This is a genomic window from Pseudomonas sp. GD04058, assembly GCF_029836855.1.
GTDB lineage: Bacteria > Pseudomonadota > Gammaproteobacteria > Pseudomonadales > Pseudomonadaceae > Aquipseudomonas > Aquipseudomonas bharatica.
In genome coordinates this window covers 1-17,143 of the sequence record NZ_JAOECN010000066.1, presented here as the reverse complement: position 1 = coordinate 17,143, position 17,143 = coordinate 1, and the positions used below count along the sequence as shown (strand labels likewise).

Below are 17,143 nucleotides of genomic sequence, written 5' to 3'. Positions count from 1 at the left end.
GCCCTTGAATACAAAAGAGGTTCAGTGCGGATTGATCATCCGCGACAGGCCCAGGTTCTTCAGGGCCAGGTGCAAGGTGCTGTGGATAACCTGCGGGTTGTCGATCTCCATGACCTGCGCGAGCATTTCCTTCGATTTGCCCATGCTGATCTGGCGCAGCATCCATTTCACCTTCGGCAGGTTGGTGGCGTTCATCGACAGGCTGTCGAAGCCCATCGCCATCAGCAATACCGCAGCCGCCGGGTCACCAGCCATTTCACCACAGATGCTCACCGGCTTGCCTTCGGCATGGGCCGCCGTGACCACATGCTGCAGGGCCTGGAGCACCGCCGGGTGCAGGTAGTCGTAGAGGTCGGCGACGCGCGGGTTGTTGCGGTCCACCGCCAGCAGGTACTGGGTCAGGTCGTTCGAACCGACCGAGAGGAAGTCCACCTGGCGCGCCAGTTCGCGGGTCTGGTACACGGCCGCGGGGATTTCCACCATGACGCCCACCGGCGGCATCGGCACGTCGGTGCCTTCGTCGCGCACCTCGCCCCAGGCACGGTGGATCAGGTGCAGGGCTTCTTCAAGCTCGTGGATGCCGGAGATCATCGGCAGCAGGATGCGCAGGTTGTTCAGGCCTTCGCTGGCCTTGAGCATGGCGCGGGTCTGGACCAGGAAGATCTCCGGATGGTCGAGGGTAACGCGGATGCCGCGCCAGCCAAGGAAGGGGTTGTCTTCCTTGATCGGGAAATAGGACAGCGCCTTGTCGCCCCCGATGTCCAGGCTGCGCATGGTCACTGGCAACGGGTGGAAAGCAGCCAGTTGCTCACGGTAGATGGCCAGCTGTTCCTTTTCGCTGGGGAAACGCTGGTTGATCATGAATGGCACTTCGGTGCGGTACAGGCCGACACCCTCGGCGCCACGCTGCTGCGCCCGGGCCACATCGGCGAGCAGGCCGGTGTTGACCCACAGCGGCATGCGGTGGCCGTCGGTGGTTTCGCACGGCAGTTCGCGCAGGGCATCAAGGCCCTGGGCCAGCTGGCGCTCCTCCTCGACCACATCGGCGTACTGCTTGCGCAGCACATCGCTGGGGTTGGTATAGACGTCGCCCTTGTAGCCATCGACGATCATCTGGATGCCGTCGACCTTGGAATACGGCAGGTCGACCAGGCCCATCACCGTGGGAATGCCCATGGCTCGGGCGAGGATCGCCACATGGGAGTTGCCCGAACCCAGCACCGACACCAGGCCCACCAGCTTGCCTTCCGGCACTTCGCCGAGCATGGCCGGGGTCAGTTCTTCGCTGACCAGGATGGTGTTGTCCGGGTAGACCAGCGACAGCTGGCGGGCCTCCTGGAGGTAGGCCAGCAGGCGCCGGCCGAGGTCCTTGACGTCCGAGGCACGCTCGCGCAGGTAGGCATCGTCCATCAGTTCGAAGCGGTTGACGTGCTCGCCGACCACCTGGCGCAAGGAGCCCTGCGCCCATTGGCCGGTCTTGATGACCTCGACCACCTCGCCGCCCAGGGCCGCGTCGTCGAGCATCATCAGGTAGACGTCGAACAACGCCCGCTCTTCCGGGCGCAGCTGGGTCGCCAGCTTGGCCGAGAGGGTGCGCATGTCGCTGCGCACGCCTTCGAGGGCGTTGTTGAAAAGCTTGAGTTCAGCGTCGATGTCGGTGACGGTCTTGTCCGGCACTACATCCAGGTCGGCCGGCGGCAGCATGACCACCGCAGTACCTACCGCGGCTCCCGGCGAGCCCGGCACGCCGACGAACTTGGCTTCCTGGATACCCTTGCCCTGGCGACCCAGGCCGCGGATCGAACCGGTGGCCTCGGCGTGGGCGATAACCCCGGCGAGCTGCGCGCTCATGGTGACGAGGAAGGCTTCTTCCCCTTCGTCGAACTGGCGCCGCTCCTTTTGCTGGATAACCAGCACCCCGACCACGCGACGGTGGTGGATGATCGGCGCACCCAGGAAGGAGGCGAACCGCTCCTCGCCGGTCTCGGCGAAGTAGCGGTAGCGCGGGTGGTCGGCGGCGTTTTCCAGGTTCAGCGGCTCTTCCCGGGTACCGACCAGGCCGACCAGGCCCTCGTTCGGCGCCATGCTGACCTTGCCGATGGAGCGCTTGTTCAGGCCCTCGGTGGCCATCAGGACGAAACGGTTGGTTTCCGGGTCGAGCAGGTAGACCGAGCAGACCTGGCTGCCCATGGCCTCTTTGACGCGCAAGACGATGATCCCCAACGCCGTCTTGAGATCCTTGGCGGAGTTAACTTCCTGGACGATCTTGCGCAGCGTATTGAGCATGGCTCGGGGTCGAACTCCGTCGTCAGTCGCGCGCCAGAAGGCGCGGGGCAAGCTCTTTGAGCGCGCGGCGGTACACTTCGCGCTTGAATGTCACTACCTGGCCCAGCGGATACCAATAGCTGACCCAGCGCCAGCCATCGAACTCCGGTTTGCCGGTGAGATCCATCCGCACCCGCTGCTCGTTGGAAACCAGCCGCAGCAGGAACCACTTCTGTTTCTGGCCGATGCACAGCGGTTGGCTGTGGGTACGGACCAGACGTTGGGGTAAACGATAACGCAACCAGCCACGGGTGCAGGCAAGTATTTCCACGTCCTGACGCTCGAGACCTACTTCTTCATTCAACTCGCGGTACAGAGCATCTTCCGGTGTTTCATCGGGGTTGATTCCCCCTTGTGGAAACTGCCAGGCATCCTGGTTGATTCGCCGGGCCCATAGCACCTGTCCAAGATCATTCGTGAGAATGATCCCGACATTGGGGCGAAAACCATCGGGGTCGATCACGGCAGCAACCTCGCAAACGCATGTCGCCGCATTGTTCCACAAAGCCAGCAAGCCCAGCAACGCGCCCGCCATACCTTATGTGCAGCGTTGTGAAAAGTCCGTATTCTGTGGGACTTTTCAGATGTTATGCGAGTGACTCTTCGATGCGCCTGGCTTTATTCGATCTGGACAATACCCTCCTCGGCGGCGACAGCGACCACGCCTGGGGCGACTACCTGTGCGCCCGCGGCATTCTCGATCCGGTCGAGTACCAGAACCGCAACGACGCCTTCTACCAGGATTACCTGGCCGGCAAGCTGGACCTGCAGGCCTACCTGAACTTCAGCCTGGAGATCCTGGCCACCACCGAGATGGCCCAGCTCGACGAATGGCATGGCGACTTCATGCGCGACTGCGTCGAACCGATCATCCTGCCCAAGGCCCTGGCCCTGCTGAAGAAACACCGCGACGCTGGCGACAAGCTGGTCATCATCACCGCCACCAACCGCTTCATCACCGGGCCTATCGCCAAGCGCCTGGAGGTGGAAACCCTGCTCGCCACCGAATGCGAGCTGGTCGACGGCCGCTACACCGGGCGCAGCATCGATGTGCCGTGCTTCCGCGAAGGCAAGGTGACCCGCCTGAAGCGCTGGCTGGAAGAGAACGGGCTGACACTCGAAGGCAGCTACTTCTATAGCGACTCGATGAACGACCTGCCGCTGCTGGAGCAGGTGGACAATCCGGTGGCGGTCGATCCCGACCCGAACCTGCGGGCCGAGGCCGAAAAACGCGGCTGGCCGGTGATCAGCCTGCGCGATTAAGCCAGGACGTCAGACCGGCTTGGCGCCCATCAAGCCGGCGATGGCGATGAAACAGATGCCGCTGAACAACGCCAGGGCCAGGGTGAACCGGGGTTTGCCCGCGTCCGGCGCGCTACGCAGGTGATTGATCCGGGCCAGCAGCCAGAACCAGGCCAGCGCGCCGAAGGTATACAGCAGGCTCGAACCCAGCACCCAGGTCTGCCCCAGCGGCCAGCCAACCAGGTGGACCAGCCACCAGCCGGTAAACGGCAGGCTCACCAGGCCGATGCCCATCGACAGCCAGAGAAAACCCTGCGGCCGCGCCAGCAGCCGCCCGCCCGCTGCCGCATCACCCGTGCGCCGGGCTCTCCAGGTCCAGACCGCCAGCCCCAGTGCGCTGCCAAGCAGCAGCACGGTAGCCAGCACATGAGCGGTTTTCAGGGCGGTCAGCGGTTCCATGGGGGCGATTTCCTCGGGGCGTTGCTCAAAGCGTAGCCGCTTAGCCGAGGAACAGCCGGTAGGCCGGGTTGTCGGTTTCGTCCCAGTACGGGTAGCCGATCTTCGCCAGCGCCGCCGGCACCAGGTGGCGCTCGTCTTCCGGCACTTGCAGGCCGGCGACCACGCGGCCGTCCGCCGCGCCATGGTTGCGGTAGTGGAACATCGAGATATTCCAGCGCCCGCCCAGCTTGTTGAGGAAGTTGAACAGCGCTCCCGGACGCTCGGGGAACTCGAAGCGCAGGACCATTTCATCGCTGACCCCGACCGCGTGACCGCCGACCATATGGCGGATATGCAGCTTGGCCAGCTCGTTGTCGGTCAGGTCGGTGACCGGGAAGCCCTTCTCCGTGAGTTGCTGGATCAGCGCGCTGCGCGGATCGTTGTCCGGGTGGGTCTGTACGCCGACGAAAATGTGCGCTTCGCTGCCGGAGTGGTAGCGGTAGTTGAATTCGGTGATCTGGCGCTTGCCGATCGCCTCGCAGAACGCCTTGAAGCTGCCCGGCTGCTCTGGAATGGTCACCGCGATGATCGCCTCGCGACCCTCGCCCAGTTCGGCGCGTTCGGCAACATGGCGCAGGCGGTCGAAGTTGACGTTGGCGCCGGAGTCGATGGCCACCAGGGTCTGGCCGGCCAGGCCGTGCTGCTCCACGTACTTCTTGATCCCGGCAACGCCCAGGGCGCCGGCCGGCTCGGTGATCGAGCGGGTATCGTCGTAGATATCCTTGATGGCTGCGCAGATCTCATCGGTATTGACGGTAATCACTTCATCGACGTGTTCCTTGCAGATGTCGAAGGTGTGCTGGCCGATCTGCGCCACCGCCACGCCATCGGCGAACAGCCCGACCTGCGGCAGGATCACGCGCTCGCCGGCGGCCATGGCGGCCTGCAGGCAGTTGGAGTCGTCCGGTTCGACGCCGATGATCCTGATCTCGGGGCGCAGGTACTTGACGTAGGCGGCGATGCCGGCGATCAGCCCGCCGCCACCGACCGGCACGAAGATCGCGTCCAGGCGGCCCGGGTGCTGACGCAGGATTTCCATGGCCACGGTGCCCTGGCCGGCGATGGTGTGCGGATCGTCGTAGGGGTGGACGTAGACGAAGCCCTTTTCCTCGACCAGTTTCAGCGAATAGGCCAGCGCCTCGGGGAACGAATCGCCATGCAGCACCACCTTGCCGCCGCGGGAGCGCACACCTTCAACCTTGATTTCCGGGGTGGTGCGCGGCATGACGATGGTCGCCTTGACCCCCATTTCCCGCGCTGCCAGGGCCAGACCCTGGGCATGATTGCCGGCCGAGGCGGTGACCACGCCGCGCGCGCGCTCCTGCTCGCTCAACTGCGCCAGCTTGTTGTAGGCGCCGCGGATCTTGAAGGAAAACACCGGCTGCAGGTCTTCGCGCTTGAGCAGGATCTGGTTGCCCAGGCGCTTGCTGAGCTGGCCGGCAGCCTGCAGAGGGGTTTCCACGGCGACGTCATAGACGCGCGAGGTGAGGATCTTCTTGACGTACTGTTCGAGCATCGGGAAAGCATCACGGGCGGCTGGACGGGGGATCGGAGTCTACCGCAGCGCCTTGTCGGGCGACCACAGCAAACCCGGGGTTTTAGCCGCTATAATGCCCGGCTTCACGATACTCCCGCTTCGGAGCCCGCATGACCCAGGACCAACTCAAACAGGCCGTCGCCCAGGCCGCTGTCGATTTCATCCTGCCGCACCTGGATGCCAAGAGCATCATCGGTGTCGGCACCGGCTCGACGGCCAACTGCTTCATCGACGCCCTGGCCCGACACAAGACCGCCTTCGACGGCGCCGTGGCCAGCTCCGAGGCCACTGCCGCACGCCTGAAGGGCCATGGCATCCCGGTCTACGAGCTGAACACCGTGAGCGAGCTGGAGTTCTACATCGACGGTGCCGACGAGAGCGACGAGCACCTCAACCTGATCAAGGGCGGTGGCGCAGCCCTGACCCGCGAGAAAATCGTCGCGGCAGTGGCGAAAACCTTTATCTGCATCGCCGACGCCAGCAAGCTGGTGCCGGTGCTGGGTGCCTTCCCGCTTCCGGTCGAAGTCATCCCGATGGCGCGCAGCCATGTGGCGCGCCAGCTGGTGAAGCTGGGCGGTGACCCGGTGTACCGCGAAGGTGTGGTGACCGACAACGGCAACATCATCCTCGACGTGCACAACCTGCAGATCACCAATCCGGTGGAGCTGGAAAGCCAGATCAATGCGATCGTCGGCGTGGTCACCAACGGCCTGTTCGCGGCGCGTCCGGCAGACCTGCTGTTGCTGGGCACCAGTGAAGGCGTGAAGACCCTCAAGGCCTGACGGGGCGACGCGATCCCCTGTGGGAGCGGGTTCACCCGCGATTACGATAGTGGATTCACCGACGCAATCGCGGGTGAACCCGCTCCCACAGGGTTCGGTGTTGCTCTACCGATCTGCCTTCCTGAACACATAGAACAGGTTCGGCTCACTCACCAGGTACAGCGTCCCATCCCCGTCCATGGCAATCCCCTCCGCCTGCGGCACGCTCTGCTTCAAGCCCTGGAACCCCTTGCGCAGTGACAGACTGCCCACCGGCCGCCCTTGCACATCCAGTTCCAGCACCAGCTTGGACTCATCCGACAAGGCCAGCAGATGCCCGCTGCGCTCGTCGAACTGCAGGCTCGACAGATCCCGCACGAACAACCGCGAATCCCGCTTGCGGTCCTGCACCACATGCACCGCGTACGGCTGTTGCGGGTTGCCATGAGGGAAACCATGCACCTCGTAGATCAGCATCGGGTCGCGTTCCTTGGCGACGAACAGGCGCTTGCCCTGCTGGTCCCAGGCCAGTCCTTCGAAGCCCTTGTTGCCGTTGAGGCCGATACCCAGGGTCAGTTGCTCGGCATCCTTGGCATCGAGGAACGGCGTGTCATCCGTCAGCCGCACCCGGATCAGACGCTGCTGACGCTCGTCGGTGATCACATAGCTGTCACGCCCGACATACTCCACCGCCTCCGGATCACCAAACCCGGTCAATGCCACCCGACGCAGAACCCGACCTTCCAGCGACAATTCGATCAGCTCGGGGTTGGTGTTGGTCACGGTAAACAGGCTTTTGCGGTCGGGGTCGTAGGTCAGGGCCGACAGATCGTCCGACAGGCCTTCAATGGGACGGGCCTCGATCACCACGCGATAACGGTCGAGGCCAATGCTCTGGCCGGACGGCTGCATCCAGGTCTTCAGGTTGAACCAGCCGCGCTCGTACAGCCGATAGTGCTGCCCGGCATAGGCCAGGACGGCCAGCAGGGCAACGAGGAACACAAGGAGAGGAATACGCAGGCGCATCGGCAAGACTCAGGCAGGAAACGGAACGGCCTGAATCTCACCATAGTCAGCTGAAATGAAGCTTAATGCCACTATCGGAAAAATCTTCCGTCATTGCTTGTGGAAGCGATAGAACAGGTTCGGCTCACTGACCATGTACAGGGTGCCCGCTTCATCCATGGCCACGCCTTCGGCCCGTGGAATACGGTTCTTCAGGCCATTGAAACCGCCAAGCAGGGTCATGAAGCTGACCTGCTCGCCCTGTTTGTCCAGTTCGAGCAGCATGTTGGAGTCTGCCGACAGTACCAGCAGATGGCCCGTACGCGGGTCCACGCCAAGGCCCGAGAGATTGCGCAGGTCCAGGTCGTCGTTGGCCAGCTCCTGCTTGGTCCCGGCCAGGTCCGAACGACCATCGGTACGCCAGCTGAACAGCTTGGGCGGACGCTCTTCACCGAGGATCAGCCGCTGTTGCGCCGGATCCCAGGCGATACCCTCGAAACCCTTGTTCTGGTTAGCCGAAGGGCCGAGATCGTAGTGCGGGAAGTCCTTGATATTCAGCTCGGTGGTGGCGTCGTCGAGGCTGACCAGCGTCAGGCTGTGCTGGCGCTCGTCGGTAATGGCCAGGCGACCATCGGCGAGCACCGCGACGCCCTCGGGATTGGACCAGCCGTGCAGCGGGATCTTGCGCAGTACGTCGCCGTCGAGGTTGAGCTCGACCAGGAAGGGGTTCTTGCCCATGACCGCGAACAGGGTCTTGCGCCCGGGATGGTAGGACAGGTCGGAGGCCTCATCGTCCTCCATGCCTGGCAGCACCTTGGCATCGATATCGACCTGGTAGTCAGGCAACCAGACACTGGCCTTCTGGGTAACCTGGTTCTGGAAGCGCTCCTGCAGCCACAGCATGCCGCGGTCGTCCCAATGCATCGCAATGGCCACGCCGTAGCCGATCACGGCGGCCGTCACCAGCCAGGTGGACCAGCGCAGGGCGATGGGGCGCTTGCGCGCGGGCGACAAGGGGTCGCCTGAAGAGCCGGAAGTCAGGGTGGCCATCGGAGAAATTCCTGTTGTTGTGTCCGGCTGACGCAAGCAGCCGCAAGACCGGGTGGGAATTATCCAGATGATTTGTGAAAAAAACGGGAAAACCGACGAATGAATGGACAAATGGGGCAGCCATTGCGGCTGCCCCATTCCGGGTCAGAGCACTTTGCCTTCGAAACGGCTGGCGCCTGGCAGCTCCAGTACCAGTTCATCGCCAGGGTTCAGCGGGCCGACGCCTACCGGGGTACCGGTGAGGATCACATCGCCAGCCTGCAGGGAAAACTGCGATGCCATGTGCTGGATCATCGGCACGATCGGGTTGAGCATCAGCGCACTGTTGCCGTCCTGGCGCACTTCGCCGTTGATGGTCAGGCGGATGCCGATATCGGCGAGGTCCTCGAAGGTGCTGCCAACCACGAACGGCGGCAGGACACAGGCACCATCGAAGCACTTGGCGCGTTCCCAGGGCAGGCCCTTGTCCTTCAATTGCGATTGCAGGTCGCGCAGGGTCAGGTCCAGGGCCGGGGCGAAGCCGGAGATCGCGTCCAGCACTTCTTCCTCGGAGGGCTTCGGCGACAGGGACTTGCCCAGCAGCACGGCGATTTCCGCCTCGTAATGCACCGAGCCACGTTCGACCGGAATGGCGAAACCACCTTCCAGGGGCACCACGCAACTGCCCGGCTTGATGAACAGCAGCGGCTCGGTGGGAATCGGGTTGTCCAGTTCCTTGGCGTGTTCGGCGTAGTTGCGCCCGATGCACACCACTTTACCCAGCGGGAAGTGGATGCGCGTTCCGTCTACATATTGGTGCTGATAGCTCATTTCCGGCTCCTGTGGGTCATTCGGGGGCGAAGATCTTGCCCGGGTTCATGATCCCGTTGGGATCGAACACCGCCTTGACTGCCTTCATGTAGTCGATTTCCGCCGCCGAGCGGCTGTAGGCGAGGTAGTCGCGCTTGGTCATGCCGACACCATGCTCGGCGGAAATCGATCCGTTGTACTTCTCGACGACTTCGAACACCTGCTTGTTGACCACCGCGCATTCGGCGAAGAACTCGTCCTTGCTCATGTCGTCGGGCTTGAGGATGTTCAAATGCAGGTTGCCATCACCGATGTGGCCGTACCAGACCACGATGAAATCCGGGTAGCTTTCGTTGACGATCACGTCGATATCCCGCAGGAACGCCGGGACCTTGGCCACGGTGACGGAGATATCGTTCTTGTACGGGGTCCAGTGCGAGATGGTTTCCGACAGGTATTCGCGCAGCTTCCACAGATTGCGCAACTGCTGCTCGCTCTGGCTCATCACCCCGTCCAGCACCCAGCCCTGCTCGACGCAGTGCTCGAAGAGCGCCAGGGCATCGTTGCCGACATCCTCGGTGGTGGCCTCGAACTCCAGCAGGGCATAGAAAGGACATTCGGTGGCGAACGGCGCCGGTACATCGCCACGATCGAGGATCTTGGCCAGGCCCTTGTCGGAGAAAAACTCGAACGCCGTCAGGTCCAGCTTGCTCTGGAAGGCGTGCAACACCGGCATGATCGAGTCGAAATCGGGGGTGCCGAGGACCATCGCGGTGAGGTTCTTCGGCGCGCGATCCAGGCGCATGGTCGCTTCGACCACGAAGCCCAGGGTGCCTTCGGCGCCGATGAACAACTGGCGCAGATCGTAGCCGGTGGCGTTCTTGATCAGGTCCTTGTTCAGTTCCAGCAGGTCGCCCTTGCCGGTGACCACCTTGAGCCCGGCAACCCAGTTGCGGGTCATGCCGTAGCGAATGACCTTGATTCCGCCGGCATTGGTGCCGATGTTGCCGCCAATCTGGCTGGAACCCGACGAGGCGAAATCCACCGGGTAATACAGCCCCTGTTCCTCGGCGAAGGCCTGCAATTGCGCGGTAACCACTCCAGGCTGGCAGACCACGGTGCGGTCGAAGGCATTGAAGTCGAGGATACGGTTCATGGAGTCGAAGGACACCACCACCTCGCCATTGGCCGCGACAGCGGCGGCGGACAGGCCCGTGCGTCCGCCCGAGGGCACCAGGGCGATCCTGTGCCGGTTGGCCCAGAGGACGATGGCCTGTACCTGCTCGACGGTCCTGGGAAAGACGATGGCCGATGGCGCGGGCGGGAAGTGCTTGGTCCAGTCCTTGCCATACGCTTCCAGGGAAGGGGCATCGGTCAGGACCTTGCCGGGCTCGACAAGGGACGTCAGTTCAGCAAGCAGAACGGGATCGATCATGATGGAACTCTCGAACTATTCATGGTCACCCTGAGCACACTTCACGTGCCGGGGATGGTCTGAGCGCGGCGCCGGTATGCTAGCATACGCCCCCCCGCTGATCGTGCTTCCCCGCCGATTCTGCGACAGCTTCACTTCCCAGCCATTTTTCTCCGGGACACAGGTTTACGCAGATGAGCAAGACTTCTCTCGATAAGAGCAAGATCAAGTTCCTTCTTCTCGAAGGGGTCCACCAGAACGCCGTGGACGTCCTCAAGGCCGCCGGGTACACCAACATCGAGTACCTCACCGGTTCCCTGCCGGAAGCAGATCTGAAGGAAAAGATCGCCGATGCCCACTTCATCGGTATCCGCTCCCGCACTCAACTGACCGAAGAGATCTTCGACTGCGCCAAGAAACTGGTTGCCGTCGGCTGCTTCTGCATCGGCACCAACCAGGTCGACCTGGACGCAGCCCGCGAGCGCGGCATCGCGGTGTTCAACGCGCCGTACTCCAACACCCGCTCCGTTGCCGAGCTGGTGCTGGCCGAGGCCATCCTGCTGCTGCGCGGCATCCCCGAGAAAAATGCGTCCTGCCACCGTGGCGGCTGGATCAAGAGCGCGGCCAACTCCTTCGAGATCCGCGGCAAGAAGCTGGGCATCGTCGGCTACGGCTCGATCGGTACCCAACTGTCGGTCCTGGCCGAAAGCCTGGGCATGCAGGTGTTCTTCTTCGACCCGCTGACCAAGCTGCCGCTGGGCAACGCCACCCAGGTCACCAGCCTGCACGAACTGCTGGGCCTGGCCGATATCGTCTCGCTGCACGTGCCTGAGCTGCCATCCACCCAGTGGATGATCGGCGAGAAGGAAATCCGTGCGATGAAGAAGGGCTCGATCCTGATCAACGCCGCCCGCGGTACCGTGGTCCAGCTGGAACACCTGGCTGCCGCGATCAAGGACAAGCACCTGATCGGCGCCGCCATCGACGTGTTCCCGGTCGAGCCGCGCTCCAACGATGAAGAGTTCGAAAGCCCGCTGCGCGGCCTGGACAACGTGATCCTGACCCCGCACATCGGCGGCTCCACCGCCGAAGCCCAGGCCAATATCGGCCTGGAAGTGGCGGAGAAGCTGGTCAAGTACAGCGACAACGGTACCTCGGTGTCGTCCGTCAACTTCCCGGAAGTCGCCCTGCCGGCCCACCCTGGCAAGCACCGCCTGCTGCACATCCACGAAAACATCCCGGGCGTGCTCAGCGAGATCAACAAGGTCTTCGCCGAGAACGGCATCAACATCTCCGGTCAGTTCCTGCAGACCAACGAGAAAGTGGGTTACGTGGTAATCGACGTGGACGCCGAGTACTCGGACCTGGCTCAAGAGAAACTGCAACAGGTCAAGGGCACCATCCGTTCCCGCGTTCTGTTCTGAGTTCCTTGCGCTGTTGAAAAGGGAGGCCTTGATGGCCTCCCTTTTTTATTTGCGTTGAAAACATGAAGTTGCATGATTCCGACGGAAATATTTCAACTAGGGTTAAACATCCGGGGAAGGATGCGGTCACAAGGGGCTCTTGACCGGGGCCATGACAGAAGCCGCGGCAACCCTGTGTTTAATTGCCAATGAGAAGAAGGGGCTCAGATGCGTTTCTTTACCGGGGCACTATTGGCCGCCAGCCTGCTCAGCCCGTGGGCACATGCGGATATTCTCGACGAAATCGCCGACCGCAACGAATTGCGAATCGCCATTGAAGCTAAAACGCCACCGTTCAACTTCCGTGATACCGCCGGGCAACTGAGCGGGTTCGAAGTGGAACTGGGGCAGATGCTCGCCAAAGAGCTGGACGTAAATGCCGACTTCATCGTGGTGGACCCGGCCGAACTTCTGCCAGGCGTGGAAAGCGGCAAATACGATGTGGCGATTAATCAGATTGCCACCACTGCGGAACTGAAAGAGCGACTGGACTTCAGCAATCCCTACAGTTACACCATCGCCCAACTGATCGTGCGCCAGGAAGAAAAGCGCCCGCTGCATGACCTCGAAGCCTTCAAGGGCCACAGCCTCGGGGTGGTCCAGGGCAGCTCGTTCGCCGCCCAGGCACAGAGCGTCGAAGGCGTGGACCTGCGCAGTTACAAGGATGCGATCCAGCCGATCAAGGAAGTGGCGGACGACCAGATCGACGGCGCCGTCAGTGATCGCCTGCTGATTCCCTATGCAATCAAGGAACGCAACCTGCCGGTGGCCGAAGGCGCGACGATGGGGCCGGTGCTGAAGCTGGCGATTCCGTTCCAGAAGGGCAACCCGGCGTTCCAGAGTGCGCTGGACAACGCGTTGCAGCGGGTCAAGGACGATGGCCGGCTGAGCGAATTGTCGAAGAAGTGGTTTGGGGTGGATGCGAGCGAGCCGCCCAAGCAGTAGATATTCAGCGCTGCTGATGGCCTCATCGCTGGCAAGCCAGCTCCCACACCCTGTGGAGCTGGCTTGCCAGCGATGAGGCCCTGAAGATCACAGCGAATCCAGCGCCCGAGCCGCTTCTTCCAGCTCCAGCTCACTGAACACCAGCACCCCTTCGCGCCGCAGCAAGGCACTGGTAACCCCCTCACCGGCAACCTTGTTGCCACTGAAGGTCCCGTCATAAACCAGCCGGTTGCCACAGGACGGACTCCCCGCCTTTAACACCGCCACGCGGATCCCGTGCCGCCGCACCAGCTCCAGGGCCATCCGCGCCCCGGCGAGAAACTCGGCGCTGACATCCTCCCCGAGCACCGTCACCACCTGCGCCTCGCCATCCAGCACCGCCCCGCCCTGCCCGCCGGGAATTTCCGCCGGCGGCCGAGGCGTCGGCAGCCCACCCGCCACCTCCGGACACAGCGGCACCACCCGCCCCTGCTTCTGCCAGGTTTGCAACAGATCGGGATGCCCGCTGGCACGCCCGTCATAGCGCACCGGCTGGCCGAGCAAGCAGGCGCTCACCAGCACCCGCGACAGATTAGAAGGGGTCGTTGCCACGACGGCGGAACCAGCCAGTGACCGAAAGACGCTCGCGATGCGCCATCAGCACCTCATGGGGCAGGTCGGCGGACATGAACACGACCAGGCTGCCGCCCACTGGCGGGATATCCCGCTCGCTGCCGTCCGCCAGGTAGATGCGCAGTTCACCGCCGTCCTGCGCCGCCCACTCCTCGTTGAGGTAGATGATGGCCGAGACGGTGCGGCGGTCATCGTCACGGAAGCGGTCGAGGTGCTTGCGATAGAAGGTGCCTGCCGGGTAACGGGCAAAGTGGCATTCGAAATCCTCCAGCCCCAGGTAGAAGTCGCGATTCAGCGCTTCGCGCAGACCGTCCATCAATGCCAGGTAGTGGTCGCAGGCCTCGGACTGTCCGGGTTCGATCCAGAGGATATGGTCGCCACGTATGCCTTCGCGCACTTCCTGGCCCTGGCCACGCCCCACTGCCGCCGGGGCCAGCTCGCCTTGTTCGGCACGTTGCCGGCATTCGGCCGCCAGGGCCCGGGTCAACGCCTCGGGCAGGAAGATTGCCTGGTGCGACCAGCCCTGATTGGCGAGGTCGTCGACAATAGCGGGAATCTGCGGATGTTCGGAGGATATGTGCATGGCGCGCATGGTAACGGGCCGGCGGCCAAACCGACAGCGCCACTTGGTCGCATCGACGCACTGGCGTCTCGACAAAGCCCCGCAAGGCCACGGACAATAGCCGCCTGCCGACAGGAGTCCTGAATGCGCCGTTTGTTTTTTCTGCTGTTGATCATCTGCACCACGCCTGTCAGGGCAGACTCCCTCGATCAGCTGTACAAGGTCGCCGGCTGGCCCGAGCAGCGCGCCCACTTCTCCGATGCCATCGCCGCCGCCCAGCAGCGCTACCAGAAAAGCCTGCCGCCCGCGGTGTTCCAGGCGCTGGTGGACAACAGCAACCAGCGTTTCGAGGCCAAGGCCGTGGATCGCCGCGCCGCCGCCCAACTGCGTGCCAACCTGAAGGACCCGTCCCCCGCCCTGACCTTCTTCCAGTCGCCACTGGGGCGCAAGGTGGTGGCCGCCGAACTGCTCGCCACCCGCCGCGACCAGTTGGCGAAGAACGCCAAGGGCCTGCCGAAGATGCAGGCCAGCGACAACCGCCTGCTCATCATCGGCCACCTGGCCCAGGCCCTGCCCGCCCGGGAAGCCGGCGCCGAGGTTAGCCTGGCAATCGCCGGCGTCGCCGCCGACAGCCTCAGCCAGATGATTCCCGGCCTGTTCGGCGGCGGTCAGGCCCAGGGCATGCTGGACGGTCAGCGCCAGCGCCTGATGCAGCAGATCGGCGAAGACCTGAACAACACTCTGCTGTACGTCTATCGCGACCTTTCCGATGCCGAGCTGGAGGAGTTCGCCACCTTCGCCGAATCCGCCGAAGGCCAGGCCTACTACAAGGCCGCCCTGGCCGCGATCCGCGCCGGCCTCGCCGTGGGCCAGAGCTCCTCGGACCTGAGGTGATCAGCCCAGGCGCTGTTCGATGAAGGCGAAATAGCGCCGGCGAATGTCCGGCAGCTCATTGGCCAGATGATGCCGGGCCTCGGGCAGCAGCAGTATCTTCGGCGCGTCGAACTTGGCCTTGAGCACCTCGAGGTTGTAGCGCCAGTCCACGGTCATGTCCGCTTCCCCTTGCACGATCAGCGGCTGGCGCGGGCTGCCGGGTGCTGTCTCGATCCGCCGTATCCATCGGACCAATGCACCCACCCAGGCAGTAGGCAGGCGACGCGGCTGCAAAGGGTCGGCAAGCAGGAACGGGAGGAAGGTCGGATCGTTGCTGTTCTCGCTGAAACGCCTGGCGATGCCGTTGACGAAGGGTTTGAGCATGAAATAGCTGAGCTTCGACCAACCCCAGGCCCGCGGTCGCACCAGCGGCGACAGCAGGATCACCTCGCCGCTGACCGGGCTGCCTTCGCCGCGGTGCAGCAGGTGATCGACCGCAATGGCGCCGCCGGTGCTCTGCCCGCAAAGATGCCAGGGCTGCGGCAATTGCAGGCCGGCGGCCTGACGGAACACTTCGTCCAGAACCTGCTGGTACACCGCGAAATCATCGATGCTGGCGCGTTCGCCGCTGGACAGGCCATGCCCGGGCAGATCGCAGGAGATCACCGCGAAGCCTTGTTGCAGTGCCCAGTCGATCACGTGGCGGTACAGGCCCATGTGATCGTAGAAGCCGTGCAGCAACACCAGCGTCGCCACCGGCTCGGCGGGCAGCCAGACCTGGCTGACGACCTCGAAGCCCGCGCAGGAGAAACGCCCCAGCCAGCTCGCCGCGCAAGGCACCCGGTCCAGGCCATAGAAACGCTGGTACGCCTGGCCCTCGACCGACAACGGCTGACGCACCGCCAGGGGTGGCAGGCTGGTACGCAGGGGATCGGCTTGGAACAAGGCGGACATGGAAGGCTTCCGGAAAGGTACTGAAGGATTGACCTGCGATATTCATCTGTCGGCGGAGGCATGGCAAGCTGGCCCCCTTTTATTTGCCGGTATTGCCCATGTCGGGGAAAACACTGCTCGCCACCCTCACCCTCGTCCTCTGCGCTGCCGTGCTGTGGCTGGCCTATGACAACTTCCAGAGCCGCTACCTGCGCCCCTTCGACAACCAGACCGCACTCTTCGCCGGCGACCACCTGCGCCTGCCGCCCGAACTTGCCGGCCCCGGCCCGATCCGCCTGGTGCACTTCTGGGACCCGGCCTGCCCATGCAACGTCGGCAACCAGCAGCACCTGAGCGAACTGATCGAACACTACGGCCCGCAGGGCGTGGCCTTCCATGTAGTGCAAAAGCCAGGCACCCACGGCCAGCTTCCCGCCAACCTGGGCGCACTAAAGCCCATCGCCAGCCTGCCCGGCGCCGAGCACCTGCCGGCCAGCCCTGCCGTGGCGATCTGGGACAAGGACGGCAACCTTGCCTACTTCGGACCCTACAGCGAAGGGGCCACCTGCAATGCCAGCAACAGCTTTATCGAACCGATTCTGCAGGCGCTGACCGAGGGCCGGCCGGTGAAGGTGACGCAAACGATGGCGGTGGGGTGTTATTGCCAGTGGGCAAGATGAAATAAAGCGAAATAAATGAGACCCCCTCTATAGTTATTTACAGCACCTAGAAAAATCAGAAAACTAAATTTTTGCGCATACATGGAGAAGGAGCTACCTGTATGCGACAGCAAAATTCAACTTCTTTACCTGCAGTAACGATCACTGCGACGCACCCCGACAATAACTCGGGCCATATTTCATCAGAAATAACGCGCTGGGAACATGAAACAATCCCTGGGGCCCATTATCTTTCACGATTCCAGCCAGGATCACTGATAATCGAAATCGTCACAGACCACGACGCAGACAAGACTCAAGTCGAAGAGGAATACTTCCAACAAAACAAAGACCTTACATCCAGCCTGGATGACACACTAAAAAAAATGACTCCACCGCCTCACGGACTTTCAGAACTTGAGGTAATAGGAAACAAGCTCACGGCCGCGCGCGATCTGCTTGCACAAAAGCAAAA

18 protein-coding genes are annotated in these 17,143 nt (G+C 63.0%); 7 read left to right on the top strand and 11 right to left on the bottom strand.

The window, feature by feature from the left end:
* Window positions 1-21: 21 nt before the first annotated feature.
* Both ptsP and N7650_RS27070 read right to left on the bottom strand, forming a co-directional pair.
* The gene (gene ptsP / locus N7650_RS27075; RefSeq protein WP_009396724.1) at window positions 22-2,286 is read right to left on the bottom strand and encodes a phosphoenolpyruvate--protein phosphotransferase; all 2,265 of its coding nucleotides are present in this window, start codon (window positions 2,284-2,286) and stop codon (window positions 22-24) included.
* Between the two features lie 22 nt (window positions 2,287-2,308).
* Window positions 2,309-2,788: an RNA pyrophosphohydrolase gene (locus N7650_RS27070; RefSeq protein ID WP_009396722.1), complete on the bottom strand. Its 480-nt coding sequence runs from the start codon at window positions 2,786-2,788 to the stop codon at window positions 2,309-2,311.
* 143 nt (window positions 2,789-2,931) lie between these two features.
* Between N7650_RS27070 and N7650_RS27065 the strand changes: the two genes are divergently transcribed.
* Entirely contained in the window at window positions 2,932-3,588 is a 657-nt protein-coding gene (locus N7650_RS27065) for an HAD-IB family hydrolase (protein WP_279900802.1), read from the top strand.
* Between the two features lie 9 nt (window positions 3,589-3,597).
* On the opposite strand, the gene N7650_RS27060 is transcribed toward N7650_RS27065, so the two are convergent.
* Window positions 3,598-4,026, bottom strand: coding sequence for a DUF2269 family protein (locus N7650_RS27060; protein WP_279900801.1), 429 nt, complete (start codon window positions 4,024-4,026; stop codon window positions 3,598-3,600).
* A gap of 40 nt (window positions 4,027-4,066) precedes the next feature.
* On the bottom strand, window positions 4,067-5,581 hold the full coding sequence (gene ilvA / locus N7650_RS27055; RefSeq protein WP_009396716.1) for a threonine ammonia-lyase, biosynthetic: 1,515 nt from the start codon (window positions 5,579-5,581) through the stop codon (window positions 4,067-4,069).
* A 131-nt stretch (window positions 5,582-5,712) separates the two neighbouring features.
* On the opposite strand from ilvA, the gene rpiA reads away from it, so the two are divergent.
* Window positions 5,713-6,384 (top strand): ribose-5-phosphate isomerase RpiA, encoded by a 672-nt coding sequence (rpiA, locus tag N7650_RS27050; RefSeq protein WP_279900800.1) that lies wholly within the window; start codon window positions 5,713-5,715, stop codon window positions 6,382-6,384.
* Window positions 6,385-6,489: 105 nt separating this feature from the next.
* On the opposite strand, the gene N7650_RS27045 is transcribed toward rpiA, so the two are convergent.
* The 4 genes from N7650_RS27045 to N7650_RS27030 all read right to left on the bottom strand — a co-directional run bounded on the left by N7650_RS27045 (window position 6,490) and on the right by N7650_RS27030 (window position 10,642).
* Window positions 6,490-7,389 (bottom strand): SdiA-regulated domain-containing protein, encoded by a 900-nt coding sequence (locus N7650_RS27045; protein ID WP_009396712.1) that lies wholly within the window; start codon window positions 7,387-7,389, stop codon window positions 6,490-6,492.
* A 90-nt stretch (window positions 7,390-7,479) separates the two neighbouring features.
* Complete coding sequence (locus tag N7650_RS27040; RefSeq protein ID WP_279900803.1) at window positions 7,480-8,409, bottom strand: SdiA-regulated domain-containing protein; 930 nt, start codon at window positions 8,407-8,409, stop codon at window positions 7,480-7,482.
* A 153-nt stretch (window positions 8,410-8,562) separates the two neighbouring features.
* Complete coding sequence (locus N7650_RS27035; protein WP_009396708.1) at window positions 8,563-9,228, bottom strand: fumarylacetoacetate hydrolase family protein; 666 nt, start codon at window positions 9,226-9,228, stop codon at window positions 8,563-8,565.
* 16 nt (window positions 9,229-9,244) lie between these two features.
* Window positions 9,245-10,642, bottom strand: a complete 1,398-nt coding sequence (locus N7650_RS27030) for an FAD-binding oxidoreductase (RefSeq protein WP_279900799.1) — start codon at window positions 10,640-10,642, stop codon at window positions 9,245-9,247.
* 173 nt (window positions 10,643-10,815) lie between these two features.
* Between N7650_RS27030 and serA the strand changes: the two genes are divergently transcribed.
* Window positions 10,816-12,045 carry a phosphoglycerate dehydrogenase gene (serA, locus tag N7650_RS27025; RefSeq protein ID WP_009396704.1) on the top strand — a complete coding sequence of 410 codons (1,230 nt, stop codon included), beginning with the start codon at window positions 10,816-10,818 and terminating at the stop codon, window positions 12,043-12,045.
* A gap of 207 nt (window positions 12,046-12,252) precedes the next feature.
* Entirely contained in the window at window positions 12,253-13,029 is a 777-nt protein-coding gene (locus N7650_RS27020; protein ID WP_279900797.1) for a transporter substrate-binding domain-containing protein, read from the top strand.
* A gap of 87 nt (window positions 13,030-13,116) precedes the next feature.
* Here N7650_RS27020 and N7650_RS27015 read toward each other — a convergent pair whose 3' ends face one another.
* On the bottom strand, window positions 13,117-13,620 hold the full coding sequence (locus N7650_RS27015) for a DUF523 domain-containing protein (protein ID WP_279900795.1): 504 nt from the start codon (window positions 13,618-13,620) through the stop codon (window positions 13,117-13,119).
* Window positions 13,601-14,233, bottom strand: a complete 633-nt coding sequence (locus N7650_RS27010; RefSeq protein WP_279900794.1) for a 2OG-Fe(II) oxygenase — start codon at window positions 14,231-14,233, stop codon at window positions 13,601-13,603. Before N7650_RS27010 ends, N7650_RS27015 begins: the two co-directional genes overlap by 20 nt.
* Window positions 14,234-14,347: 114 nt before the next feature.
* Here N7650_RS27010 and N7650_RS27005 point away from each other — a divergent pair, with 114 nt between their 5' ends.
* Window positions 14,348-15,097, top strand: coding sequence for a DUF2059 domain-containing protein (locus tag N7650_RS27005; RefSeq protein WP_064301130.1), 750 nt, complete (start codon window positions 14,348-14,350; stop codon window positions 15,095-15,097).
* Here the strand turns inward: N7650_RS27005 and N7650_RS27000 are convergent, their stop codons facing one another.
* Window positions 15,098-16,030 (bottom strand): alpha/beta hydrolase, encoded by a 933-nt coding sequence (locus N7650_RS27000; protein ID WP_279900791.1) that lies wholly within the window; start codon window positions 16,028-16,030, stop codon window positions 15,098-15,100. It lies immediately after the preceding gene.
* A 98-nt stretch (window positions 16,031-16,128) separates the two neighbouring features.
* Here N7650_RS27000 and N7650_RS26995 point away from each other — a divergent pair, with 98 nt between their 5' ends.
* Together N7650_RS26995 and N7650_RS26990 are read left to right on the top strand one after the other, a co-directional pair.
* On the top strand, window positions 16,129-16,689 hold the full coding sequence (locus tag N7650_RS26995; RefSeq protein WP_279900790.1) for a DUF6436 domain-containing protein: 561 nt from the start codon (window positions 16,129-16,131) through the stop codon (window positions 16,687-16,689).
* A gap of 101 nt (window positions 16,690-16,790) precedes the next feature.
* A partial coding sequence (locus tag N7650_RS26990; RefSeq protein ID WP_279900789.1) for a hypothetical protein occupies window positions 16,791-17,143 on the top strand: 353 nt, incomplete at its 3' end.

Coding starts and splice junctions, on each gene's coding strand:
- N7650_RS27000 (WP_279900791.1), bottom strand. CDS start 16,030: ATGTCCGCCTTGTTCCAAGCCGATCCCCTGCGTACCAGCCTGCCACCC.
- ptsP (WP_009396724.1), bottom strand. CDS start 2,286: ATGCTCAATACGCTGCGCAAGATCGTCCAGGAAGTTAACTCCGCCAAG.
- N7650_RS27045 (WP_009396712.1), bottom strand. CDS start 7,389: ATGCGCCTGCGTATTCCTCTCCTTGTGTTCCTCGTTGCCCTGCTGGCC.
- ilvA (WP_009396716.1), bottom strand. CDS start 5,581: ATGCTCGAACAGTACGTCAAGAAGATCCTCACCTCGCGCGTCTATGAC.
- N7650_RS27020 (WP_279900797.1), top strand. CDS start 12,253: ATGCGTTTCTTTACCGGGGCACTATTGGCCGCCAGCCTGCTCAGCCCG.
- N7650_RS27030 (WP_279900799.1), bottom strand. CDS start 10,642: ATGATCGATCCCGTTCTGCTTGCTGAACTGACGTCCCTTGTCGAGCCC.
- N7650_RS26995 (WP_279900790.1), top strand. CDS start 16,129: ATGTCGGGGAAAACACTGCTCGCCACCCTCACCCTCGTCCTCTGCGCT.
- N7650_RS27010 (WP_279900794.1), bottom strand. CDS start 14,233: ATGCGCGCCATGCACATATCCTCCGAACATCCGCAGATTCCCGCTATT.
- N7650_RS27065 (WP_279900802.1), top strand. CDS start 2,932: ATGCGCCTGGCTTTATTCGATCTGGACAATACCCTCCTCGGCGGCGAC.
- N7650_RS27005 (WP_064301130.1), top strand. CDS start 14,348: ATGCGCCGTTTGTTTTTTCTGCTGTTGATCATCTGCACCACGCCTGTC.
- serA (WP_009396704.1), top strand. CDS start 10,816: ATGAGCAAGACTTCTCTCGATAAGAGCAAGATCAAGTTCCTTCTTCTC.
- N7650_RS27035 (WP_009396708.1), bottom strand. CDS start 9,228: ATGAGCTATCAGCACCAATATGTAGACGGAACGCGCATCCACTTCCCG.
- N7650_RS27060 (WP_279900801.1), bottom strand. CDS start 4,026: ATGGAACCGCTGACCGCCCTGAAAACCGCTCATGTGCTGGCTACCGTG.
- rpiA (WP_279900800.1), top strand. CDS start 5,713: ATGACCCAGGACCAACTCAAACAGGCCGTCGCCCAGGCCGCTGTCGAT.